The organism is Caballeronia sp. M1242, assembly GCF_017220215.1.
GTDB lineage: Bacteria > Pseudomonadota > Gammaproteobacteria > Burkholderiales > Burkholderiaceae > Caballeronia.
Map to the genome: position 1 here is coordinate 502,176 of NZ_CP071129.1, position 22,152 is coordinate 524,327.

A 22,152-nucleotide genomic window follows, 5' to 3' on the forward strand; every position below is an offset into this window, starting at 1 on the left:
ATGACATTGCTCAAGCACGTCATCGACCGCCATCGATTCTGGCAGGAGAAAAACAAAATGATCGAATACAACACCATCGCCGAGTCGAAGAACTTCATCGTACTGGACCGATACGTCCAGGAATGGAGTGCCGCGGAAAGCTACCAGACCGAAGGTGATCTGGAACGAGAGTTCATTCAGGATTTGCAGGATCAGGGCTATGAGTACGTGCCCGGCCTGAATTCGCCCCAAGCCCTGCTCGCCAACGTGCGCGTCCAGCTGCAAACGCTCAATAACGTGCAGTTTGCCGAAGGCGAATGGTTGCGCTTCGTGGAAACGTGGTTGGACAAGCCCAGCGACGGCATTGTCGAAAAAACGCGGAAGATCCACGACGATTACATTTACGACTTCGTGTTCGATGACGGTCGTATCCAGAACATCTACCTTCTGGATAAGAAAAACGTCGCTCGCAACAAAGTGCAGGTGATCAAGCAGTTCGAGCAGACCGGCACGCACGCCAATCGCTATGACGTGACGATTCTGGTCAATGGCTTGCCACTGGTGCAAGTGGAACTGAAAAAGCGCGGTGTTGCCATTCGCGAAGCGTTCAATCAGGTGCATCGTTACAGCAAGGAAAGCTTCAACACTGAGCGTTCCTTGTTCAAGTACCTGCAACTGTTTGTGATATCCAACGGCACGGATAGCCGTTACTTCGCAAACACCACCCAGCGCAACAAGAACAGCTTCGACTTCACCATGAATTGGGCGAAGGCGGACAACACGCTCATCAAAGACCTGAAGGACCTCACGGCCACCTTCTTTCAGAAGCACACGCTGCTCAATGTGCTCCTCAACTACTCGGTGTTTGATGTCAGCAACACGCTACTGGTGATGCGCCCTTACCAGATTGCTGCCACGGAACGCATTCTCTGGAAGATCAGAAGTAGCCATCAAGGTAAGAACTGGAGCAATACGGAAAGTGGTGGCTTCATTTGGCACACCACTGGGTCGGGCAAGACCTTGACCAGTTTCAAGGCGGCGCGTCTTGCCACTGAGCTGGATTTCATCGACAAGGTGTTCTTCGTGGTAGACCGGAAAGATCTGGATTACCAGACCATGAAGGAATATCAACGCTTCTCACCGGACAGCGTGAATGGGTCGGACAGCACTGCTGGTCTCAAGCGCAACCTGGACAAGGACGACAACAAGATCGTCGTCACTACCATCCAAAAGCTCAACAACCTCATGAAGAGTGAGACGGACCTGCCTATCTACGGCAAGCAGGTCGTTTTTATTTTTGACGAGTGCCATCGCAGCCAGTTTGGCGAGGCACAGAAGAACTTGAAGAAGAAGTTCAAGAAGTTCTGCCAGTTTGGCTTTACCGGAACGCCGATCTTCCCGCAGAACGCGCTGGGCGCGGATACGACGGCCAGCGTGTTTGGCCGTGAACTGCACTCGTATGTGATCACAGATGCGATTCGGGACGAAAAAGTGTTGAAGTTCAAGGTGGACTACAACGACGTACGACCGCAGTTCAAGGCGATTGAAACCGAGCAGGACGAGAAGAAGCTGAGCGCGGCCGAGAATAAGCAGGCCCTGTTGCACCCCGACCGTATCCGCGAGATCACTCAATACATCTTGAAGAACTTCCGGCAGAAGACCCACCGGCTTCAACCGGGCAATAAGGGTTTCAATGCCATGTTCGCGGTAAGCAGCGTGGATGCAGCCAAGCTGTATTACGAGTGCTTCAAGGACTTACAGAAGACTAGCGATAAGCCGCTGAGAGTCGCCACCATTTTCTCGTATGCGGCCAACGAAGAGCAGGACGCGGTAGGCGATATACAGGACGAGAGCTTCGATGTCTCCGCCATGAACAGCAGCGCAAAGGAGTTCTTGAGCGCAGCCATTGCTGACTACAACGCGATGTTCAAAACCAACTTCAGCGTGGACAGCAATGGCTTCCAGAACTATTACCGTGATCTGGCCAAGCAAGTCAAAGCTAAGGAAGTCGACCTGCTGATTGTGGTCGGCATGTTTCTGACAGGCTTTGATGCTCCCACGCTGAACACCTTGTTCGTCGACAAGAACCTGCGCTTCCATGGTTTGATGCAGGCCTACTCGCGCACCAACCGCATTTTCGACGCCACTAAAACGTTCGGCAATATCGTTACCTTCCGCGACCTGGAGCAGGCGACCATCGACGCCATTACCCTTTTTGGCGACAAGAACACGAAGAATGTGGTGCTGGAGAAGAGCTACAAGGAATACATGGAGGGCTACACCGACGTGGCCACCGGTGAAGCGCGGCGTGGCTTCGTGGACGTGGTGAAGGAGTTGGAATCACGCTTTCCCGACCCCGCTGCCATTGAGAAGGAAGCTGACAAGAAGGCTTTCGCGAAACTGTTTGGCGAATATTTGCGCGTGGAAAACCTGCTGCAAAACTATGACGAGTTCGCCAGCCTCAAGGCCTTGCAAGATCTTGATATGGATGACGCTGCGGCGGTGGAGGCGTTCAAGTCAAAGTACTATGTGAGCGACGACGATCTAGCCGAAATGCAAGCCATCACGCTTCCCGCTGAGCGGAAGATTCAAGATTACCGTTCGACCTACAACGACGTGCGCGATTGGCTGCGTCGGGAAAAGGATTCTGGCGGGCGAGAAAAGTCTACGATTGATTGGGATGACGTGGTCTTCGAGGTGGATCTGCTTAGGTCTCAGGAGATCAACTTGGATTACATCCTGGAGTTGATTTTTGAGCACAACAAGAAGACCAAGAGCAAATCGGAGCTAGTGGATGAAGTGCGCCGGGTGATTCGCGCCAGCCTCGGCAACCGCGCCAAAGAGAGCTTAGTCGTGGACTTCATCAACCAGACCGATCTAGACCAGATTGGCGATAAAGCGAGTGTGATCGACGCCTTCTTCACTTTTGCGCAGTCGGAACAGCAGCGTGAGGCTCAAGAGTTGATCAGCACCGAGAACCTGCACGCCGAGGCGGCCAGGCGCTATATCACCAACTCACTGAAGCGGGAGTACGCCAGCGACAACGGGACGGAACTTAACGCCGTTCTTCCGAAGATGAGCCCGCTTAATCCGCAATACCTCACTAAGAAGCAGAGCGTATTTCAAAAGATCGCAGCATTCGTCGAGAAGTTCAAAGGGGTCGGAGGGCACGTCTGAAACTTTGTGGTTCTACGAATTCTGTTGAATCGCTGAGGTGCCTGAAGGGCCGCGCGGAAGGCGTAGCCTTTTGCATCGGCCGCGGCGAGTTCGCAGAGCCATGCTCACGTAGCACTCGCCTCCAGCGACGTTGCATGGCTTTATCTGCGAGCCGCCTTACTGACCGCAGACACGCGGCCGGGTCAGGAAGATGCGCACTCATGCGTGCGCAGGCGGGAGGCTAAGTCGATCGCGACACGTGCGCTCACCCGAACGTTCCCATAAACGCGGAACTGCACCGTGTCTGCATCGCCAAGACTCAGCTAGCCGGTTCGCGTCTCTATCCGGGTGTCGATGGATGCTCCTGCGGCCCCGATCGCCGCGTCGCTGCACTAGCCTCCGGGGTGCAACACAACCTTGGTCCAGCCGTGGTCACGCACGTCGAAGTGCTGATAGGCGTCGGGCGCCTCGTCAAGCTTCAACTCATGCGACACGATGAACGATGGCTTCGCGCGGTCGACTGAAATGAGATCGCGCAACTGCCGGTTGTACGCCTTGACGTTGCACTGACCCGTGGCAATGTGCTGGCCTTTGAACCAGCACTTGCCCCAGTCGAACGCAATCTTTCCCTGCTTCGCCAGTTCGTCCTGCGCGCCCGGATCCTGCGGAACGAACACGCCGACCACGCCGATCCCGCCAGTGAACTTGACCGACGACACCAGATTGTTCATCGTCAGATTGGGATGTTCATGGCGTTGCGGAGCCGGATCGTGACACTGGTAACCTACGCATTCACAGCCCACGTCCGCGCCTATTCCGTGTGTCAGGTCCATCACTCGCTGCACCGGGTCGTCCTTGGAATAATCGATCGCAATGGCGCCGATCGACTCCGCGAGCTTCAGCCGGTCCGGGTGGCAGTCCACCACCATGACGCTGCGCGCTCCTTTAATCATGGCCGAATGCGCGGCCATCAGGCCCACCGGTCCCGAGCCGTAGATTACGACCGAATCGCCGGGCCGCATGCCGGCTAGTTCAGTGGCGTGCCAACCGGTGGGGAAGATGTCGGCGCACATCACGTAGTCGGTCTGTTTCTCCTCGGCGCCCGGCGGCAGCTTCAGAGACATGAAATCCGCCCAGGGCACTCTGAGATACTCGGCCTGTCCGCCCGGCCACGGTCCCATGTCCGCAAAGCCGAACGCGCCGCCCGCGATACCCGGCCCGTTCGCGTGAAGGCAAAACGCGGTGAGGCCGCGCTCGCAGTTCACGCAGTGGCCGCAACTCACATTGAACGGCAGGCACACCCAGTCGCCGGGCTTGATTCGCTCCACGGCGGGTCCTACCTCTTCGACCACGCCCAAATTCTCGTGACCGAAGATGCGGCCTTGCTCGAAGTCGGTTCGGCCTTCGTACATGTGCAGGTCGGACCCGCAGATGTTGGTACTGGTGATTCTGACGATGGCATCGGTTGGACGTTCGATTTTCGGATCAGGTACATCCTCTACGGCGACCTGGTGCGGGCCGCGATATACAACTGCTTTCATGTTCTTCTCCTAAAGAGGGCGATTGAAAGCCTGAGCCGTTCGCACCGTTTCGCGGTGGACGGCGTCGATGAACCCACAGGCGTACCCGTGGGACGAGTGGTCTCCTGATCTATCGGTACGTCCTTTCTGGCGCTAACGCGTCGGCGTGCGTTCCTGCTCTTCCTGTCTGTCCACGACATAGATAATCTCGTGGGTGAGAAATCTAGGATTACTAAAAAACTATCGAAGCATCGATTGCGCGTTGCTTGAGGTGCGTGCCCTCATTGCAGCGATCCGCATGCCCGCGTGCATAGTGAACTAGCTAATGAATGTCAGGCGACTCGAGTCGTGCACGCTTACATAAGTGCGGTTGGTGCTTCCGTTCTCTGCGTCCGTGAATGACCGGCCAACATGGTGCACGCATCGAGCTTCGGGAAAGAATTGCTCTGCCGGTGGATTGAAACCTTCGGCAAACGCGCTAGCTGAATCAGGTTGCTGAACGCGACTTATTTCGATGAGTGTTAAGGACGACGAACGAACGCGGCGCGAATTACCTCGGTGATGAGCCGGTAGACACTTCTCGGAGATGCCGCCGCTGACCGCCTCGCTAGAGCTCCGCTTCGCGAGAATCGTTAGTGTGCTTGCTATCTTAAACGCGGCATGTGCGGCCTCGCGGCGGTTCCTTCGTTTGCCGCGCGCCGGCGCCGCTTTCGACAGCCGTTAACCTCGCTAACGACGCCCCACATGTGGGCCTGACATCCGGCTTCGCTTCGAAGGGCGATCACCGCAATCACTCAGGGATGCGCGAATTGGCACTCGTAGCCACTGTCTTTGTTGTTCGCGAATAGCCTCCCGGTCGATGCACTGCGCACGAAATTGTCTAGGGGCGCATTCAGCGGTCTCTGCAAGAACGCGGCACTCGCTGGAAGGTACAGAGTCGCCGTATGGGTCGCAATGCATGCGCTCGAACGATCGTGTTTGCCCGGAACAAAGCGGCCGCGACGCCTGAGGTTCGTTGCAGATTCAGGTGCCGTCTTTGCGCATTGGCGAGACGACTTACTGCATGCCGAGGCGGTGTTGCAAGCGCTTCGACCTTCCGTGGAAATATGGTCGACCGCCTGGCGTCGATTACCCCCCGCGCATCGGTCGAATGGCTTCACGCAGATACCGCGCCGTGCGGCTCTCCTCGTGACGCGCAACCGCGCGCGGTTCGCCCGCGGCGACGATCCTGCCGCCATCTTCTCCCGCGCCCGGACCCATGTCGATGACCCAGTCGCTGTCGGCCGCGACGCGCATGTCGTGCTCGACAACCACCACGGTATTGCCCGCATCGACGAGCCCTTGCAGTTGCGCCATCAGGCGGTCGACATCCGCGGGGTGGAGGCCGGTGGTCGGTTCGTCGAGAATGTAAAGCGTGTCCGCGCGATGCGCCCGCTGTAGTTCGGTCGCGAGCTTGATGCGCTGGGCCTCGCCGCCCGAGAGTTCCGTCGCAGGCTGGCCGAGACGCAGATAACCGAGCCCGATGTCGCGCAGCACGGTGAGCGCGCGCATCACGGCAGGCTCGGCGGCGAAGAACGCGCATGCGCTATCCACGCTCATCGCAAGCACATCCGCGATGTTCTTGCCTTGCCATTCGATTTCCAGCGTCTGCGGGTTGTAACGCGATCCGTGACATGTGGAGCACGAGGTAAAGACGCTCGGCAGGAATAGAAGCTCGACGCTCACGAACCCTTCGCCCTCGCACGTCGGGCAACGCCCCTGCGCCACGTTGAACGAGAAGCGGCCCGCGCCGTAGCGGCGTTTGCGCGCGGCAGGCGTATCGGCGAAGAGCTTGCGCACGTGATCGAAGAGGCCGGTGTAGGTCGCGAGGTTGGAGCGCGGCGTCCGGCCAATCGGCTTCTGGTCGACGCGCACCAGTCGCTTCACGGTCTCCATGCCTGCCGCGATATGTCCGTCCGCGGGCGCTTCCACGCGCGCGAGCAGCGGGTCCTGCTCTTCATCGCCGTCGTCGTCGAGCAGGCGGCCGAGCCGCGCGGCGACGAGTTCGGGCAGCGCCTGACTCACGAGGCTCGACTTTCCGGAGCCGGATATCCCCGTCACTGTCGTAAAGCAGCCGAGAGGGAACGCGACATCGATGTCATGCAGGTTATTCCGCGTGATGCCCGCAAGCCGCAACCAGTCGCGCGCGGCACGGGGCCGGCGCATGGAGGGCGAACCGTCGGCGAACAGATGCCTTCGCGTCTGCGATGCCTCTATCGCGGCCAGACCTTCAGGTGGTCCGCTATACAGCACTTCGCCGCCCGCTTCGCCGGCTGCGGGGCCGACATCCACGAGCCAGTCTGCGCGCCGCATCATGTGCAGATCGTGTTCGATCACGAAGAGCGAATTGCCCGCCGACTTCAAGCGCTGCAACGCGACGAAGAGCGCTTCGCTGTCGGCCGGATGCAGACCGGCGGAAGGTTCGTCCAGCACATAGACGACGCCGAAGAGCTGGGACGCAAGCTGAGTCGCCAGCCGCAAGCGCTGCAACTCGCCCGACGAGAGCGTGGGCGTCGCGCGATCGAGCGAAAGATAGCCGAGGCCCAGATCGGTCAGCGTGACGAGGCGCTCCAGCAGATCGGCGGCGATGCGCTCGGCGGCCGCGCGTTTTTCGTCCGAGAGGTTCGGCGTTCGCCGCACGTCCGGCGCCGCCTTGTGCGCCGAACCGCCGGCGGCCACGCGTTTCGCCGTCGCCGCGCGCCGCGCGTGCTCGTCGAGCACATGACCGTCACGGTCTATCTCGGGCCACGCGCCGCGTGCGATCGGTTCGAGCAGTTCAGCCAGCCGGTTGAGCGACAGCCGCGAAAATTCGGCGATATCGAGTCCGGCGAACGTCACCGACAGCGCCTCTTGCTTCAGCCGTTTGCCGTGACACGCGGCGCAATCCTTGCCCACCATGAAACGCGACACGCGCTTCTTCATCAGCGCGCTTTGCGTGTGAGCGAAGGTGTGCAGGACGTAACGGCGCGCGCTGGTAAACGTGCCCTGGTAGCTCGGCTCCGCGCCGCGTTTGAGCGCCGCTTGCGTCTCCTTCGGCGTGAGGCCCGCATAGACCGGCACGGTCGGTTGTTCTTCGGTGAAGAGAATCCAGTCGCGATCCTTCTTCGGCAAATCACGCCACGGCTTGTCCACGTCGTAACCCAGCGTCACGAGGATGTCGCGCAGATTCTGCCCTTGCCACGCGGGCGGCCACGCCGCCACGGCGCGCTCGCGGATGGTCAGCGTATCGTCGGGGACCATCGACGCTTCCGTGACCTCGTAGACGCGGCCGAGGCCGTGACAGACCGGGCACGCGCCCTGTACGGTGTTCGGCGAGAAGTCTTCGGCGTAGAGCATCGGCTGCCCGGCCGGATAGCTGCCCGTGCGGGAGTAGAGCATGCGCACGAGACTGGAGAGCGTCGTGATGCTCCCCACCGACGAACGCGCATTCGGTGCGCCGCGCTGCTGCTGGAGTGCGACGGCAGGCGGCAGACCTTCGATCGACCCGACTTGCGGCACGCCGACTTGCTCGATCAGACGGCGTGCATAAGGCGCGACGGATTCGAAGTAACGCCGTTGCGCTTCGGCGTACAACGTGCCGAACGCAAGCGACGACTTGCCCGAGCCCGATACGCCCGTGAAGACGACGAGCGCATCGCGGGGAACATCGACATCGACGTTCTTTAGATTGTGCTCGCGCGCGCCACGGACACGCACGAAGCCCGTCGGAGCGTCGCTCCCGTCGCCTTTCGACGACCGCGTCTTCCTCAGTGTTTTAGGTGCTGGCATCCACTCGTCGGAGCATCCATGAAGCGGGTGATGAAACGGGTCGGCAGCATGTCGCGTGCCATCATCGACGCGCAGAAGCTGGCTACGAAGCGAACACCGGCGGCACATCGGTTGCTGCCATCTCTTGTCCCGCGACGCTCTCGTAGCGGGTCTACCTCACGGTGGTGCGCATATGAGGTTGTTCGGCCAGCTCGTGGGCGCTGCGATCATGATCTGCACGCTCGCCGACATCTTTCTCACGATCCTGTACGCGCGCGTCGGCCGGGGACGAGCGAAGCGGCTCGGCGCGGGACTCATCAGCCTTGCCATCGCACAGGGAGTCTGGGCTGCGTTCCGTCGTCTGCCCTTGAAGGACGGCCCCAAACAGGAGACGCTGTCATTCGCGGGTCCTCTGATTCTCGTCTTGCTGCTCGTCACGTGGACGCTTTGCCTGACGCTCGGCGATGCGCTGCTGTTGTGGCCCGCCCTCGGAGACAGCGTGCGCTCCAGTTCGGGCCCGACGCCGACGGGATTCCCGGCAGCCGTCTACGCGGCGGCGACGAGCCTGTCGATCACCGGGTCTAGCGACTTCATCCCGCACACCAACGGCTACAGGATGATCTACCTCGTCGGCTCGTTCATCGGCACGGCGGTCGTGACGTTGACGCTATCGTACTTGCTGCAACTATACGGCGCATTGCAGCGGCAGAATACATTGGGGCAGCAGCTTTTCTTCCTCACGCGAGAAACAGGCGATGCAGTCGAGCTCATTAGAGGGCTCGCGGTCGGGCAGCATCCGGAGACGGCCTATTCGATGCTCGCCGACGCTGCCCAGTCGCTGTCATCGGTGCACGAGTCGCTGAGGATTTACCCGATCACTTTCTTCTTCCGGTATCCCGAGCCGCACTTCTCACTCGCTGCGATTTCGTTCATGGCGCTCGAAACCGTGTCACTGCTCAGAGCCTGCCTGCGCGACGACGCGCCCGACTTGCTGAAGCATGGCGGTGCCGTCGAACTGCTTTGGCGGGCCGCGTTGTCCACGCTGGACACACTGGATGGCGCGTACGTACGCTCGGGCCGCCGCATTCGACGCGCCGATGCAGACCTGGACGATGACACGCGTGCCGCATGGGCCGAGCACTACGGTCGCGCGGCGGAAAAGCTGCGCGGCGCGGGACTGAAGCAGCTGATCGATGACGGCGGAGCCGACGAGTACGTTAGACAGCGTGCCGTCTGGAACGGTCTGGTGATGAGCATCGCGCAGTATTCGGCGGTGGATCTTGACAACCTCGGCGCGTCGTCAGAGCAGTCGACGCGAGAAAGACGGCTGCGTTCCTGATGTATCGCAACGGCTACCCGCGTCGTCAGAGTCATTCGTTCGAGTGGCATCGACCGTTCGGTAATCGGTAATCCGAATCAATCTGCAAGCGGTTAAGTTGCCGGCTTCGTCGCGCATCGACCCGCGGAGCGAGAAACAAAAAAGCGCCGCGATTCCCACCGCGGCGCCAACCCATCACAACCCGCAAGCTTCCTTCAAGCCATCATTGCGCTTCCGAAGCGCGCGCCGCTCCGTCGAAGTCATGTCCGGCCTGCCGAATCTCGCAGCGCGCTTCGCGTTCCTTGCGCACGCCGTTGAACACGATATTGAGCACGACCGCCGACACCGACGCCAGCAGGATGCCGCTATGAAGAATCGGCTCCAGCGCGTGCGGGAGTTGCGAGAAGAACTTCGGCGCGACCACCGGCACGAGCCCGAGGCCGACGCTCACCGCGACGATGAACAAGTTGTGGTGATTCTTCACGAAGTCCACTTTTGACAGCACCTTGATGCCGTTCGCCGCGACCATGCCGAACATCACGATGCCCGCGCCGCCGAGCACAAACGGCGGCACCGAAGCGACCACCTGCGCCATCTTCGGAAAGAGGCCGAGCACGACGAGAATCACGCCGCCCGTCGCGCAGACGAAGCGGCTCTTCACGCCCGTCACGCCGATCAAGCCCACGTTCTGCGAAAACGACGTATGCGGAAACGAGTTGAACACGCCGCCGATCAGCGTGCCGAGACCATCCACGCGCAAGCCGCGCACGAGCGCCTTCTGATCGACCGGACGCTCGACGAGATCGCCGACGGCGAGAAACATGCCCGTCGATTCGATGAACGTCACGAACATGACGATGACCATCGTCGCGACGGAGAGCGCATCGAAGTGCGGCATGCCGAAGTGAAACGGCAGCACGATGCCGACCCACGGCGCATGCGCGACGCCGTCCATGTTGACGCGCCCGAGCATCGCGGCGATCACGAAGCCCGCGACGATGCCGAGCAGCACCGAGATGTTCGCGATAAAGCCGCGCGCGAACTTGTTGATGAGCAGAATGAGCGAGAGCACGACGAGCGACAGCAGCAGATACACCGGATTGCCGTAATCGGGATTGCCGACGCCGCCCGCTGCCCAGTTGATGCCTACGCCCATCAGCGACAGGCCGATTACCGCGATCACCGTGCCGACCACCACCGGCGGAAAGAAGCGCAGCAGCTTGCCGATCATCGGCGCGAGAAAGATGCCGATGACGCCGGCCGCGATCGTCGCGCCGAACACATCGAGAATGCCGAGCGACGGATTCGTGCCGATAGCGACCATCGGTCCGACTGCGGCGAAGGTGCAGCCCATGATGACCGGCAGCCGGATGCCGAAGATCCACAGGCCGAGCGTTTGTATCAGCGTCGCGACACCGCAAGAGAACAGGTCCGCGCTGATGAGGAACGCGACCTGATCCTTCGACAGATGCATGGCCGCGCCGAGAATGAGCGGCACCGCGACGGCGCCCGCGTACATCACGAGGACGTGCTGTATGCCGAGCGTGAGCAACTGGCCGGTCGGCAGCCGTTCGTCGCACGGATGAACCTTCGGGTGGCTCGTGCTCGATGCCATATGTGTCTCCTTGATTGCCTTTCCATTTGAATGGCCTCCAAGGTAAGTGCGACAAAAAGCGCGAACAAGACCACGCGGCGCTATACGTCGCGTTCGCGGGGCGATATGGAAACAGCGCGAAGAGCGGAGCCGAACCGCGCGGAGGCCCTTGCTGCAAGGGACTTGACGCATCGCGAGGGATTTTTGTCGGCTGCTGCAAGGCCGCCTGAAGGGGCGCGTCGTTATGATGTTCATCACGGCGCGCGTATAGTCCGTTTTTCGTTCATCGCGGCGAGCGGCGGGGTTAACCCGCGTTATTCCACGCTTTCCGCGTTTTCCCTAACGTCTTTTCGAGCGGCTCATCCATGCGTTTTCTCGGCATCGATCTCGGCACGGGTTCAGTGAAACTGGCTATCGTCGACGAACACGCGCGCGAAGTCGCAGCGTCGAGCGCGGCGTATGCGGTGACGAGCGCGCAGCCGGGCTGGGCCGAGACATCCGCCGATGCGTGGTATGCCGCCGTCGTCGATGCCGCCTCTCGCCTGCCCGCGCACGAACGCGAAGCCGTGAGCGCGATCGGCTTCTCAGGGCAGATGCACGGCGTGGTGCCGACCGCCGCCGATGGCCGCGCGCTGCGTCCCGCCATGCTCTGGCCGGACACGCGCGCCCGCGCGCTGCTCGACGCGTGGCCGGAGCCGCAGCCGAACCCGGTCGCGCCGGGCATGGCCGGACCGCTCCTGCGCTGGCTCGCGACGCACGAACCCGCGCTTGCCGCCGACATGCGCTGGGCGTTGCAGCCGAAGGACTGGCTGCGCGCGAAGCTCGGCGGCGCGTTCGTGACCGATCCGTCGGACGCGTGCGCGACCGCGCTCGCTGCCCCATCGGGCGAGTGGGACGAGGCGCTCATCGAGAGGCTCGGCTTGTCGCGCGAGTGGTTCGCGCCGCTCGCGGCATCGGATGCGCCGGCGGGCGCGTTGTCGGCACAAGCTGCTTCGGCGCTCGGCCTGCGCGCGGGCATTCCGATGGCCATCGGCGCGGGCGATACCCCATGCGCCGCGCTCGGCAGCGGCCTGATCGCGGATGGCGACGCGCTGCTGACCACGGGCAGCGGCGGGCAGATCGTCGTGATGAGCGACGAAGCGCCGTCGCCGGTGCGCGGACTGCACACGTATCGCGGCGCGGCCAACACTGGCGCGCGCTGGTATCGCATGGCGGCGATGCAGAACGTGGGCGTCGCGCTGGAGACGGTGCGCGGCTGGCTCGGCTATGCAGCGTGGCCCGCCGCTTACGAGGACGCGTTCGCATCGGATGCAAGCGCGTCCGTGAGCTTTCTGCCGTACCTGAGCGGCGAGCGTTCTCCGTGGCTGAACCCGGCCGCGCGCGGCGGCTGGCTCGGCCTCGGCCTCGACGACACACGCGGCTCGATGATGCGTGCGGCGTTCGAAGGCGTGGCATTCGCATTGCGGGCGGGACTCGACGCTATCCGGACGAGCGGCACGCCCTTGTCGTCGATGCGGCTTGCGGGCGGCGGCTCCATCGACGCGCGCTGGCGTCAACTGCTCGCCGATGCGCTGCATGTCGAACTGCACGCCTGCGATTGCCCGAACGCGGCGGCGCGCGGCGCGGCGATCATCGGCGGCATGGCGGCGGGGCATTGGCGCGCGGATGACCTCTCGTCGCTAGTGCCCGCCAGCACGCGCGTCGCGAGCCCGCAAAGCAACGCCGCGCTTGACGAAAGGCACGCGCGTTTCATCGCTCTTTACGAGCGCGTCGAAGACTGGTTCTGACGTCTTGCGCGCGAGCCCTTAAACTGACGTGCGATTCACATCGGCATCAGGCAAGGGCCGCGCCGTCGGCTCATCACAACATCAACGACATCCGCTATGTCCGCATCCGTCACGCCGCAACCCGATTTCCGCTCGCGCCAGTTTCTGCTGGATCACGCGCTGCGCACGATGATCTTCTATCACCCGCACTGCATGGACCCGGCAGGCGGCTTCTATCACTTCTACAAGAACGACGGCACCATCTACGACCGCAAGTTGCGTCATCTCGTGTCGAGCACGCGCTTCGTCTTCAACTACGCGATGGCGTACAAGCACTACGGTCTCGACGAATATCGCGGCGGCGTGCGGCACGGCATCGACTATTTGCGCGAGGTTCATCGCAATCCGGAAACGGGCGGCTATGCGTGGACGCTCAACGGCCGCAAAGTGACGGATGCGACCAACCATTGCTACGGCCTCGCGTTCGTCGTGCTCGCGTATGCAAAGGCGGTGGAAGCGGGCTTCGACGAGGCGCGCGCCTATCTCGACGAAACGTGGAACCTGATGGAGACGCACTTCTGGGACGCGCCGCACGGGCTCTATAAAGACGAGGCGAGCGCGGACTGGAACGTGTCCGACTATCGCGGGCAGAACGCGAACATGCACGCGTGTGAGGCGTTTCTCGCCGCGTTCGAAGCGACCGGCGAGACGCGTTATCTGGACCGCGCGGCGCTTTTGGCCGACAACATGGTGAACCGTCAGGCCGCGCTCGCGGGCGGTCTCGTGTGGGAGCACTACAAGCCGGACTGGTCGATCGACTGGGACTACAACAAGGGCGACCGCAGCAACATCTTTCGCCCGTGGGGATTCCAGCCGGGACATCAGACGGAATGGGCGAAGCTCTTGCTGATTCTCGACCGGCATCGGCCGGAAGCGTGGCATGCAGAGCGCGCGAGGGAGCTGTTCGATCGCGCGCTCGAACTGTCATGGGATCACGAGCACGGCGGCATGGTCTACGGCTTCGATCCGGACGGCAAGTTCTACGACGAAGACAAGTATTTCTGGGTGCAGGCGGAATCGCTCGCGGCGGCGGCGCTGCTCGCCGATCGCGCGGCTCGCGATGGCGATCAGTCGGCCGCCGCGCGCTACTGGAGCGATTACGACCGCTTGTGGAACTATAGCTGGGCGCATTTCGTCGATCATCATTACGGCGCGTGGTATCGCATCCTGACGCGCGACAACCGCCAGTACAGCGACGAGAAAAGCCCCGCCGGCAAGACCGACTATCACACGATGGGCGCATGTTACGAAGTCCTGAACGTCGTGCGCTGAACCAAACATTGCCATTGAAATGAGGAACCGAACGATGAAGACAAAAGCCGCAATCGCATGGAAAGCAGGCCAGCCGCTCACCATCGAGGAAGTCGATCTCGAAGGGCCGCGCGCCGGCGAAGTGCTGATCGAAGTGAAGGCGACGGGCATTTGCCACACCGATTACTACACGCTCTCGGGCGCGGACCCGGAAGGCATCTTCCCGGCGATTCTCGGCCACGAAGGCGCGGGCGTGATCGTGGACGTGGGGCCGGGCGTCGGCACGCTCCGGAAGGGCGATCACGTGATTCCGCTCTATACGCCGGAATGCCGCGAGTGCAAGTTCTGTCTCTCGCGCAAGACGAATCTCTGCCAAAAGATTCGCGCGACGCAGGGCAAGGGGCTGATGCCGGATGCGACCTCGCGCTTCTCGCTCGACGGCAAGCCGCTCTTTCACTACATGGGCACGTCCACGTTCTCGAACTACATCGTGGTGCCGGAAATCGCGGTGGCGAAGGTTCGTGAGGACGCGCCGTTCGACAAGATCTGCTACATCGGCTGCGGCGTGACGACGGGCGTCGGCGCAGTCGTGTATTCGGCGAAGGTCGAAGCCGGCGCGAACGTGGTCGTGTTCGGGCTGGGCGGCATCGGCCTGAACGTGATTCAGGGCGCGAAGATGGTCGGCGCGGACAAAATCATCGGCGTCGATATCAATCCGGGCCGCGTCGAGCTGGCGAAGAAGTTCGGCATGACGGACTTCATCAACCCGAACGAAGTGGAGAACGTGGTCGATCGCATCGTGCAATTGACCGATGGCGGCGCGGACTATTCGTTCGAATGCGTCGGCAACGTGAAGCTGATGCGTCAGGCGCTCGAATGCACGCACAAGGGCTGGGGACAGTCGTTCATCATCGGCGTGGCGGCGGCGGGCGAGGAAATCAGCACGCGGCCGTTCCAGCTCGTCACGGGCCGCGAGTGGAAAGGCTCGGCGTTCGGCGGCGCGCGCGGCCGCACGGACGTGCCGAAGATCGTCGACTGGTACATGGAAGGCAAGATCAATATCGACGATCTCATCACGCATCATCTGAAGCTCGATCAGATCAACGACGGCTTCGACCTGATGAAAAAGGGCGAGTCCATCCGCTCGGTCGTCATCTATTGAGCGCGGAGGACGCCATGCTCGAACTCGTCGAGGAACACCGTTGTTTCGATGGCGTGCAGCGCATCTATCGGCACGAGTCGCGGTCCATCAGCCTGCCGATGCGCTTCTCGGTGTTTTTGCCCGCTGCTGCGTCGGCGTCGAAAGTGCCGGCGCTCTTCTATCTCGCCGGTCTTACGTGCACCGAAGAGACGTTTCCGATCAAGGCCGGCGCGCAGCGGTACGCGGCCGAGCATGGCATCGCGCTGATCGCGCCGGATACGTCGCCGCGCGGCGCGGACATTCCCGGCGAGAAGGACGCGTGGGATTTCGGCGTCGGCGCGGGCTTCTATGTCGATGCGACGCGCGAGCCGTGGCGCGAGCGGTATCGCATGTATTCGTACGTGACGCAGGATCTGCGCGAAGCGGTGCTGGCGGACTTGCCGGTACGCGAAGACCGGCTCGGCATCTTCGGGCATTCGATGGGCGGGCACGGCGCGCTCGTGCTCGCGCTGCGCAATCCGGATATGTACCGCAGCGTGTCCGCGTTCGCGCCCATTGCGGCGCCCTCGCAATGTCCGTGGGGCGTGAAGGCGTTCACCGGCTATCTCGGCGACGACCGCGACGCGTGGAAACAGTACGACGCGAGCGAACTCGTGAAGGGCGATGCAGCGTCACGCTTCGGAGGCGGCATTCTGATCGATCAAGGACTAGCCGATCAGTTTCTCGCCGAGCAGTTGCATCCCGATGTGTTCGAGCGCAACGCGCGCGAGGCGGGGCATAGCGTCACGGTGCGTCGTCACCAAGGGTATGACCACGGGTACTTCTTTATCTCGACGTTCATCGGCGAGCACATCGCGCATCATGCGCGGGTGCTCTGCCGTTGAGCGCGGCGCGGTTGCGGCAGCGGTCGGTCAGCTTCCACGCCGCGCCAGCAGGCTCGCCGCATAGACCACGGCGGCGAGCATCGTGATCCAGAAGCTCGTCGGCCAGTCGGTGTAATAGGCGAGCGTGAGGCCCGCCCACGCCTGTCCCAGCGCGAATAGCGCGGCGAGCAGCAGGCCCGTCGACAGGCGCGTGGTCACGTTCTGCGCGGCCGCTGCCGGCCCGACCATCAGCGCGAACACCAGCAGCACGCCGACGATCTGCGTGCACGCCGCCACCGCGAGCGCGGTGATCGCGAGAAACAGCACAGAGACGAGGCGCAGCGAGACGCCTTTTGCTTCGGCCAGTTCCGGCTGCAACGATGCGAAGAGCAGCGGCCGCATGATGACGCCCAGCGCAACGAGACTCACCGCCGCGAGTCCGGCGAGCACCACGAGCGTTTCGTGACTCACGCCGAGCACGTTGCCGAAGAGAAGCGCGGTGGCCTGCGTCGCGTACGCGGTGAAGAAGTGCAGAAACAGCAGCCCGAAGCCGAGCGACAGCGACAAAATCACGCCGATGGCGACGTCGCGCCCCGACAGCCGCTCGCCGAGCGCGCCCATGCCGACGCCCGCCGCGAGCGTGAAGCCGACCATGCCCCAGATGGGCGGCACGCCGAGCAGCACCGCGCCCGTCGCGCCGGTGAAGCCCACGTGCGACAGCGCGTGTCCCGCGAACGTCTGCCCGCGCATCACCAGAAAATACCCGACGATTCCCGCTAGCACCGCGACGATGCCCGACGCCGCGAAGGCGTTCACCATGAAGTCGTATTCAAACATCGTGCGTGTGCGTTCCCTTCTTGCCGTGGCTGTGCGTATGAGCGTGGTCGTGCTCGTGCTCATGTTCGTGCTGATGCTCGCCGCCTTCTTCATGCGCGTGATCGAGCTTGTCGATTTCCACGTCGCCCGACATCACGAAAATGCGGCCGTTCACGCGCATGACGTCGATGGTCGAGCCATAGAGACGCGAAAGCACGGGCTTCGTGATGACTTCATCGACGGTGCCGAGCGCCGCGCGCCCGTTGCCGAGATACAGCACGCGATCGAGCGAATTCAGAAGCGGATTCAGTTCGTGCGCGGAGAAAAGCACCGTGATATTGAGTTCGCGCTGCACGCGCCGCACGAGTTCCACGACGCTCGTCTGATGGCGCGGATCGAGGCTGATGAGCGGCTCGTCTAGCAACAACAGACGCGGGTTGCCGAGCAGACACTGCGCGAGCAAGAGCCGCTGGCGCTCGCCGCCCGATAGCTCCGACAGCGGCCGCGCCGCGAGTTGCCGCGCGCCGACGAGATCGAGCACGCGCTCGACATCGGCGCGGGTGCGCGCGTCGCGATGCGGCAGGCCCCAGCGATGCCCGTCGGCGGCCATCGCGACGAAATCGCGCCCGAGCACGCGGCGATTGGCGAGCCCCGCGCGAATCTGCGGCATGTAGCCGATGGACGGATTGCCGCGCACGACCGCTTCGCCGTTCACGCGAATCGCGCCGGACGCGACGGGCACGAGGCCGAGCAGCGCACGCATCAGCGTAGTTTTGCCAGCGCCGTTCGGCCCGAGCACGCCGATGAATTCGCCGGTGTGAACGGCGAAGCTCGCATCGTTCAGAATCGCGCGTCCGCCGAGCTCGAGCGTCACGCGATCGACTTCCAGCGCGGCCTTCGACTCGCGGATCATTGCTGCCATCCTTGCAGCGCGCCCGCGAGCGCGTCGAGCTGCGTTTCCATCCATTGCTGATACGTCTTGCCGGCGGGCAGCGTCTCCGTCACGCTGATGCTCGGCACATGCCCGTCTTTCGCGATGCCGAGCAGACGCCGCGTGAGCGCGCCGGTCGCCTGGCTGTTGTAGATCAGGACGTGCACGCGCCGTTCGCGCAGGTCTTTCTCGAACGCGGCGATATCGGCGGGGCTCGGCTCCGTCTCGTTCATCGCGGCGGTCTGGAACCGCTGGTTGCGCATTTCGAAGCCGATGGCATCGGCCGTATAGCCGAACACCGGCTCGGTCGCGGTCACGGGCACGCCGCGATAGCGCGACTTCAACTGCGCGATGCGCGCGTCAATAGGCTTGAGCGACGCCAGAAACGCGGCGAGGCGCGCGTCGTAATCGCTCTTGTGCGCCGGGTCCGCGCTCGCCAGATACGCGCTCACCGCTTTGGCGACGGCGGGCATCGTCGGCGGGTCGTACCAGAGATGCGGATTGTCGCCGGACTTCTTGCCGGTCAAATGCGCCGCGACGATCACCGTGCGCTTGCCGCTGCTCTTGCCGTTGCTTTTCGATGCCGCGAGCAGCTTGTCCATCCACGGATCGTAGTCCGCGCCGTTATAGACGACGAGCGCCGCATGCTGCAGCGCGCGCGCCGTCTTCGGGCTGGCTTCGAAGAGATGCGGATCTTCATCCGGATTGTTGAGAATGCTCGTGACCTCTACGTGATCGCCGCCGAGCTGGCGCACGACGTCGCCATAGAAGTTCTCCGCCGCGACCACCGGCACGCCAGCGGCATGCGCCAGCACGCTCTGGCCGATGCAAAGCGCGGCCACCACGCAACTCAGGATGTACGCGCGTTTCATCGGCTTCCTTCTGTGTGAGCGTGCTCGTTCGCGTGATGCTTGCGCTGGCAGTCGCTGCACAGGCCGCTCAGTTCCACGACCTGATGCCGCAACTGGAAACCGTGCGCGGGCGGGCTCGCGGACAGCGACGACGCGAGTTCGCGTCCCTGAATTTCGAGCGTCGCGCCGCATTCGTCGCAGATCAGAAACTGGCTTTCGTGCGGCCTACCGGCGTCGCAACACGCGACGAACGCGTTCTTCGACTCGATGCGATGCACGAGCCCGTTCTCGACGAGAAAGTCGAGCGCCCGATACACGGTGGTCGGCGGCACGCGCGCGCCGCGCTGCGGTTCGAGCGCGTCGATGAGGTCGTATGCGCCGATGGGCTTGTGCGCCTTCAGCACGAGTTCGTACACGTGGCGGCGCAGCGGCGTGAGCGCCAGGCCCCGCTCGTCGGCTAACGCTTCGGCGCGGGCGAGCATGGTTTCAACGGATGCGGTCATGTGATCGTGGCCGCGCGAGGCGGCTTCATACGAGCGAGTGGGCGATGATATAACGTATCACGGTGGTTTGCATCGTTGATGCGCCGCAAACGCGTTGCGCATTGCAGCATCGAAACCGCGAAACCACGCCTTGACACGCGCCTCCGCAACACCGATCATTCGATCAAACATAGAGCAATTGATCGGCCGTCGAGCGTTCGCTCACTTTCGCGCCGGTCGGGCAGAGAATCGGAGACATCGGTGAGACTGAAAGACAAGGTCGCGGTCATCACAGGCGCCGCGAGCGGAATCGGCGAGGCAGTCGCGCGGCGTTATCTCGACGAAGGCGCGAAGCTCGTCGTGGTCGACGTGAAAGACGCGCAAGGCATGGCGCAGCGTTATGAGAACGCCGCCGGCCGCGTGCTCGCGCTCGAAGCCGACGTCACGCGCCGCGAAGACATCGAGCGCATCGTGGCGAGCGCCGTGGAGCGCTTCGGCGGCATCGACATTCTCTTCAACAACGCGGCGCTCTTCGACATGCGCCCGATCCTCGACGAGTCCTGGGACGTCTACGACCGCCTCTTCGCGGTCAACGTCAAGGGCATGTTCTTTCTGATGCAGGCGGTCGCCCGGCGCATGGTCGAGCAGGGGCGCGGCGGCAAGATCATCAACATGTCGTCGCAGGCCGGACGGCGCGGCGAAGCGCTCGTCTCGCACTACTGCGCGACCAAGGCGGCGGTCATCAGTTATACGCAATCGGCGGCGCTCGCGCTCGCGAAATCGCGCATCAACGTGAACGGCATCGCGCCGGGCGTCGTCGATACGCCGATGTGGGAACAGGTCGATGCGCTCTTCGCGCGTTACGAAAACCGGCCGCTCGGCGAAAAGAAACGCATCGTCGGCGAGGAAGTGCCGCTCGGACGCATGGGCGTGCCGGACGATCTGACGGGCGCGGCGCTCTTTCTCGCATCGGCGGATTCGGATTACATCACCGCGCAGACGATCAACGTCGATGGCGGCAACTGGATGAGTTGACCCGGCGCGCGCGCCTTGCAGCATGAGGCGCACCGTCTATAGTGAAACGGCGTCGCGGTGAAGCATACGCGGGCACGCCTACGAAAACGAGCAACCACGCGGTTCCCAGCGCAGCAGAATCAGGCAGCGGCACAGACGGCACGTGCGCCATGCATGCACGATCCGCTGCACCGTGCAAACGAAAAAGGAGACGAACCAATGAAACGCACCGAACGCACCCGACGCACCGTCCAGCCCCAGCCGCGCACGCGGCGTTCCATCGCGGCGGTTTCGGCCGCGCTTGCCGCCGCCGCGCTCGCGCCGCTCGGCGCGCACGCCGCGACGACCATCACCATCGCCACGCTCAACAATCCGGACATGATCGAGCTGAAAAAGCTCTCGCCGGCGTTCGAGAAGGCCAATCCCGACATTCAGCTCAAGTGGGTGATTCTCGAAGAGAACGTGCTGCGCCAGCGCGCGACCACGGACATCACGACCAATAGCGGCCAGTTCGACGTGCTGACCATCGGCACGTACGAAGCGCCGCAGTGGGGCAAGCGCGGCTGGCTGTCGCCGATGTCGAATCTGCCTTCGAACTACGATCTCGACGATGTCGTGAAGACGGCCCGCGACGGTCTCTCGTACAACGGCCAGCTTTACGCGCTGCCGTTTTACGTCGAAAGCTCGATGACGTATTACCGCAAGGATCTGTTCCAGGCCGCGGGCCTGAAGATGCCGGATCAGCCGACCTACGACCAGATCAAGCAGTTCGCCGACAAGCTCACCGACAAGTCGAAAGGCCAGTACGGCATCTGTCTGCGCGGCAAGGCGGGCTGGGGCGAGAACATGGCGTACGTCTCGACGGTCGTCAACACGTTCGGCGGCCGCTGGTTCGACGAGCAGTGGAAGGCGCAACTCGACACGCCGGAATGGCACAAGGCCGTGTCGTTCTATGCAGACCTGCTGAAGAACGACGGCCCGCCGGGAGCGAGCTCCAACGGCTTCAACGAAAACCTCACGCTGATGTCTTCGGGCAAGTGCGCGATGTGGATCGACGCGACGGTTGCCGCGGGCATGCTCTACAACAAGCAGCAGTCGCAGGTCGCCGACAAGATCGGCTTCGCGGCCGCGCCGACGCAAGTCACGCCGAAGGGCTCGCACTGGCTCTGGTCGTGGTCGCTCGCCATTCCGAAGACGTCGAAGCAGCAGGACGCCGCGAAGAAGTTCGCCGCATGGGCGACGTCGAAGGAATACATCGAGATGGTCGGCAAGGACGAAGGCTGGGCCTCGGTGCCGCCGGGCACGCGCAAGTCGACTTACGCTCGCCCCGAGTACAAGCAGGCCGCGCCGTTCGGCGACTTCGTGTTGCAGGCGATCGAATCCGCGAATCCGAATGACGCGACGCAGAAGAAGGTGCCGTATAGCGGCATCCAGTTCGTCGGCATTCCGGAGTTCCAGTCGTTCGGCACGGTGGTCGGGCAGTCCATCGCGGGCGTCGTCGCCGGACAGACGAGCGTCGACAATGCGCTGAAGGCCGCCAACGCCACCGCCGATCGCGCGGTGAAACAGGCCGGCTATCAGAAGTAAGCAGCAGATAAGCAGCAAGCAAGCGGGCCGTTCACAC

At 62.8% G+C, this 22,152-nt stretch carries 15 protein-coding genes; 8 read left to right on the top strand and 7 right to left on the bottom strand.

All coding sequences use genetic code 11. The features are described 5' to 3' along the window. Positions 1 to 3,156, top strand: a complete 3,156-nt coding sequence (locus JYK05_RS02345; RefSeq protein ID WP_241269827.1) for an HsdR family type I site-specific deoxyribonuclease — start codon at positions 1 to 3, stop codon at positions 3,154 to 3,156. A gap of 371 nt (positions 3,157 to 3,527) precedes the next feature. On the opposite strand, the gene JYK05_RS02350 is transcribed toward JYK05_RS02345, so the two are convergent. Both JYK05_RS02350 and JYK05_RS02355 read right to left on the bottom strand, forming a co-directional pair. Further along, the gene (locus JYK05_RS02350) at positions 3,528 to 4,676 is read right to left on the bottom strand and encodes a glutathione-independent formaldehyde dehydrogenase (protein WP_175939589.1); all 1,149 of its coding nucleotides are present in this window, start codon (positions 4,674 to 4,676) and stop codon (positions 3,528 to 3,530) included. Between the two features lie 1,107 nt (positions 4,677 to 5,783). Next, positions 5,784 to 8,462, bottom strand: a complete 2,679-nt coding sequence (locus tag JYK05_RS02355; RefSeq protein WP_206467644.1) for an excinuclease ABC subunit UvrA — start codon at positions 8,460 to 8,462, stop codon at positions 5,784 to 5,786. A gap of 172 nt (positions 8,463 to 8,634) precedes the next feature. Between JYK05_RS02355 and JYK05_RS02360 the strand changes: the two genes are divergently transcribed. Further along, positions 8,635 to 9,780, top strand: a complete 1,146-nt coding sequence (locus tag JYK05_RS02360) for a two pore domain potassium channel family protein (protein ID WP_206467645.1) — start codon at positions 8,635 to 8,637, stop codon at positions 9,778 to 9,780. 202 nt (positions 9,781 to 9,982) lie between these two features. Here the strand turns inward: JYK05_RS02360 and JYK05_RS02365 are convergent, their stop codons facing one another. Next, positions 9,983 to 11,374, bottom strand: a complete 1,392-nt coding sequence (locus tag JYK05_RS02365) for a nucleobase:cation symporter-2 family protein (protein WP_206467646.1) — start codon at positions 11,372 to 11,374, stop codon at positions 9,983 to 9,985. Positions 11,375 to 11,718: 344 nt separating this feature from the next. Between JYK05_RS02365 and JYK05_RS02370 the strand changes: the two genes are divergently transcribed. The 4 genes from JYK05_RS02370 to fghA all read left to right on the top strand — a co-directional run bounded on the left by JYK05_RS02370 (position 11,719) and on the right by fghA (position 16,455). Beyond that, positions 11,719 to 13,140, top strand: coding sequence for an FGGY family carbohydrate kinase (locus JYK05_RS02370; protein WP_206467647.1), 1,422 nt, complete (start codon positions 11,719 to 11,721; stop codon positions 13,138 to 13,140). Positions 13,141 to 13,236: 96 nt separating this feature from the next. Further along, positions 13,237 to 14,451 (top strand): AGE family epimerase/isomerase, encoded by a 1,215-nt coding sequence (locus JYK05_RS02375; RefSeq protein WP_206467648.1) that lies wholly within the window; start codon positions 13,237 to 13,239, stop codon positions 14,449 to 14,451. Between the two features lie 34 nt (positions 14,452 to 14,485). Next, positions 14,486 to 15,592: an S-(hydroxymethyl)glutathione dehydrogenase/class III alcohol dehydrogenase gene (locus JYK05_RS02380; RefSeq protein ID WP_206467649.1), complete on the top strand. Its 1,107-nt coding sequence runs from the start codon at positions 14,486 to 14,488 to the stop codon at positions 15,590 to 15,592. A 14-nt stretch (positions 15,593 to 15,606) separates the two neighbouring features. Beyond that, positions 15,607 to 16,455: an S-formylglutathione hydrolase gene (gene fghA / locus JYK05_RS02385; protein WP_206467650.1), complete on the top strand. Its 849-nt coding sequence runs from the start codon at positions 15,607 to 15,609 to the stop codon at positions 16,453 to 16,455. Positions 16,456 to 16,482: 27 nt separating this feature from the next. Here the strand turns inward: fghA and JYK05_RS02390 are convergent, their stop codons facing one another. From JYK05_RS02390 to JYK05_RS02405, 4 genes are read right to left on the bottom strand one after another with little or no spacing between them, the layout of a single operon-like run. After that, on the bottom strand, positions 16,483 to 17,271 hold the full coding sequence (locus JYK05_RS02390; protein ID WP_206467651.1) for a metal ABC transporter permease: 789 nt from the start codon (positions 17,269 to 17,271) through the stop codon (positions 16,483 to 16,485). Further along, positions 17,264 to 18,163, bottom strand: coding sequence for a metal ABC transporter ATP-binding protein (locus JYK05_RS02395; RefSeq protein ID WP_371826395.1), 900 nt, complete (start codon positions 18,161 to 18,163; stop codon positions 17,264 to 17,266). The genes JYK05_RS02390 and JYK05_RS02395 overlap by 8 nt, the downstream gene beginning before the upstream one ends. Further along, positions 18,160 to 19,053 carry a metal ABC transporter solute-binding protein gene (locus JYK05_RS02400; RefSeq protein WP_206467653.1) on the bottom strand — a complete coding sequence of 298 codons (894 nt, stop codon included), beginning with the start codon at positions 19,051 to 19,053 and terminating at the stop codon, positions 18,160 to 18,162. The genes JYK05_RS02395 and JYK05_RS02400 overlap by 4 nt, the downstream gene beginning before the upstream one ends. Further along, complete coding sequence (locus JYK05_RS02405; RefSeq protein WP_175939600.1) at positions 19,050 to 19,535, bottom strand: Fur family transcriptional regulator; 486 nt, start codon at positions 19,533 to 19,535, stop codon at positions 19,050 to 19,052. Before JYK05_RS02405 ends, JYK05_RS02400 begins: the two co-directional genes overlap by 4 nt. A gap of 240 nt (positions 19,536 to 19,775) precedes the next feature. Here JYK05_RS02405 and JYK05_RS02410 point away from each other — a divergent pair, with 240 nt between their 5' ends. Beyond that, positions 19,776 to 20,549, top strand: coding sequence for an L-iditol 2-dehydrogenase (locus tag JYK05_RS02410; protein WP_206467654.1), 774 nt, complete (start codon positions 19,776 to 19,778; stop codon positions 20,547 to 20,549). A gap of 198 nt (positions 20,550 to 20,747) precedes the next feature. Next, positions 20,748 to 22,115 (top strand): sugar ABC transporter substrate-binding protein, encoded by a 1,368-nt coding sequence (locus JYK05_RS02415; protein ID WP_206467655.1) that lies wholly within the window; start codon positions 20,748 to 20,750, stop codon positions 22,113 to 22,115. The last annotated feature ends 37 nt before the right edge of the window (positions 22,116 to 22,152 follow it).

Bases quoted from the DNA above. Each gene is read 5' to 3' on its own strand.
- JYK05_RS02345 (WP_241269827.1), top strand. From the start codon at position 1: ATGACATTGCTCAAGCACGTCATCGACCGCCATCGATTCTGGCAGGAG.
- JYK05_RS02350 (WP_175939589.1), bottom strand. From the start codon at position 4,676: ATGAAAGCAGTTGTATATCGCGGCCCGCACCAGGTCGCCGTAGAGGAT.
- JYK05_RS02355 (WP_206467644.1), bottom strand. From the start codon at position 8,462: ATGCCAGCACCTAAAACACTGAGGAAGACGCGGTCGTCGAAAGGCGAC.
- JYK05_RS02360 (WP_206467645.1), top strand. From the start codon at position 8,635: ATGAGGTTGTTCGGCCAGCTCGTGGGCGCTGCGATCATGATCTGCACG.
- JYK05_RS02365 (WP_206467646.1), bottom strand. From the start codon at position 11,374: ATGGCATCGAGCACGAGCCACCCGAAGGTTCATCCGTGCGACGAACGG.
- JYK05_RS02370 (WP_206467647.1), top strand. From the start codon at position 11,719: ATGCGTTTTCTCGGCATCGATCTCGGCACGGGTTCAGTGAAACTGGCT.
- JYK05_RS02375 (WP_206467648.1), top strand. From the start codon at position 13,237: ATGTCCGCATCCGTCACGCCGCAACCCGATTTCCGCTCGCGCCAGTTT.
- JYK05_RS02380 (WP_206467649.1), top strand. From the start codon at position 14,486: ATGAAGACAAAAGCCGCAATCGCATGGAAAGCAGGCCAGCCGCTCACC.
- fghA (WP_206467650.1), top strand. From the start codon at position 15,607: ATGCTCGAACTCGTCGAGGAACACCGTTGTTTCGATGGCGTGCAGCGC.
- JYK05_RS02390 (WP_206467651.1), bottom strand. From the start codon at position 17,271: ATGTTTGAATACGACTTCATGGTGAACGCCTTCGCGGCGTCGGGCATC.
- JYK05_RS02395 (WP_371826395.1), bottom strand. From the start codon at position 18,163: ATGATCCGCGAGTCGAAGGCCGCGCTGGAAGTCGATCGCGTGACGCTC.
- JYK05_RS02400 (WP_206467653.1), bottom strand. From the start codon at position 19,053: ATGAAACGCGCGTACATCCTGAGTTGCGTGGTGGCCGCGCTTTGCATC.
- JYK05_RS02405 (WP_175939600.1), bottom strand. From the start codon at position 19,535: ATGACCGCATCCGTTGAAACCATGCTCGCCCGCGCCGAAGCGTTAGCC.
- JYK05_RS02415 (WP_206467655.1), top strand. From the start codon at position 20,748: ATGAAACGCACCGAACGCACCCGACGCACCGTCCAGCCCCAGCCGCGC.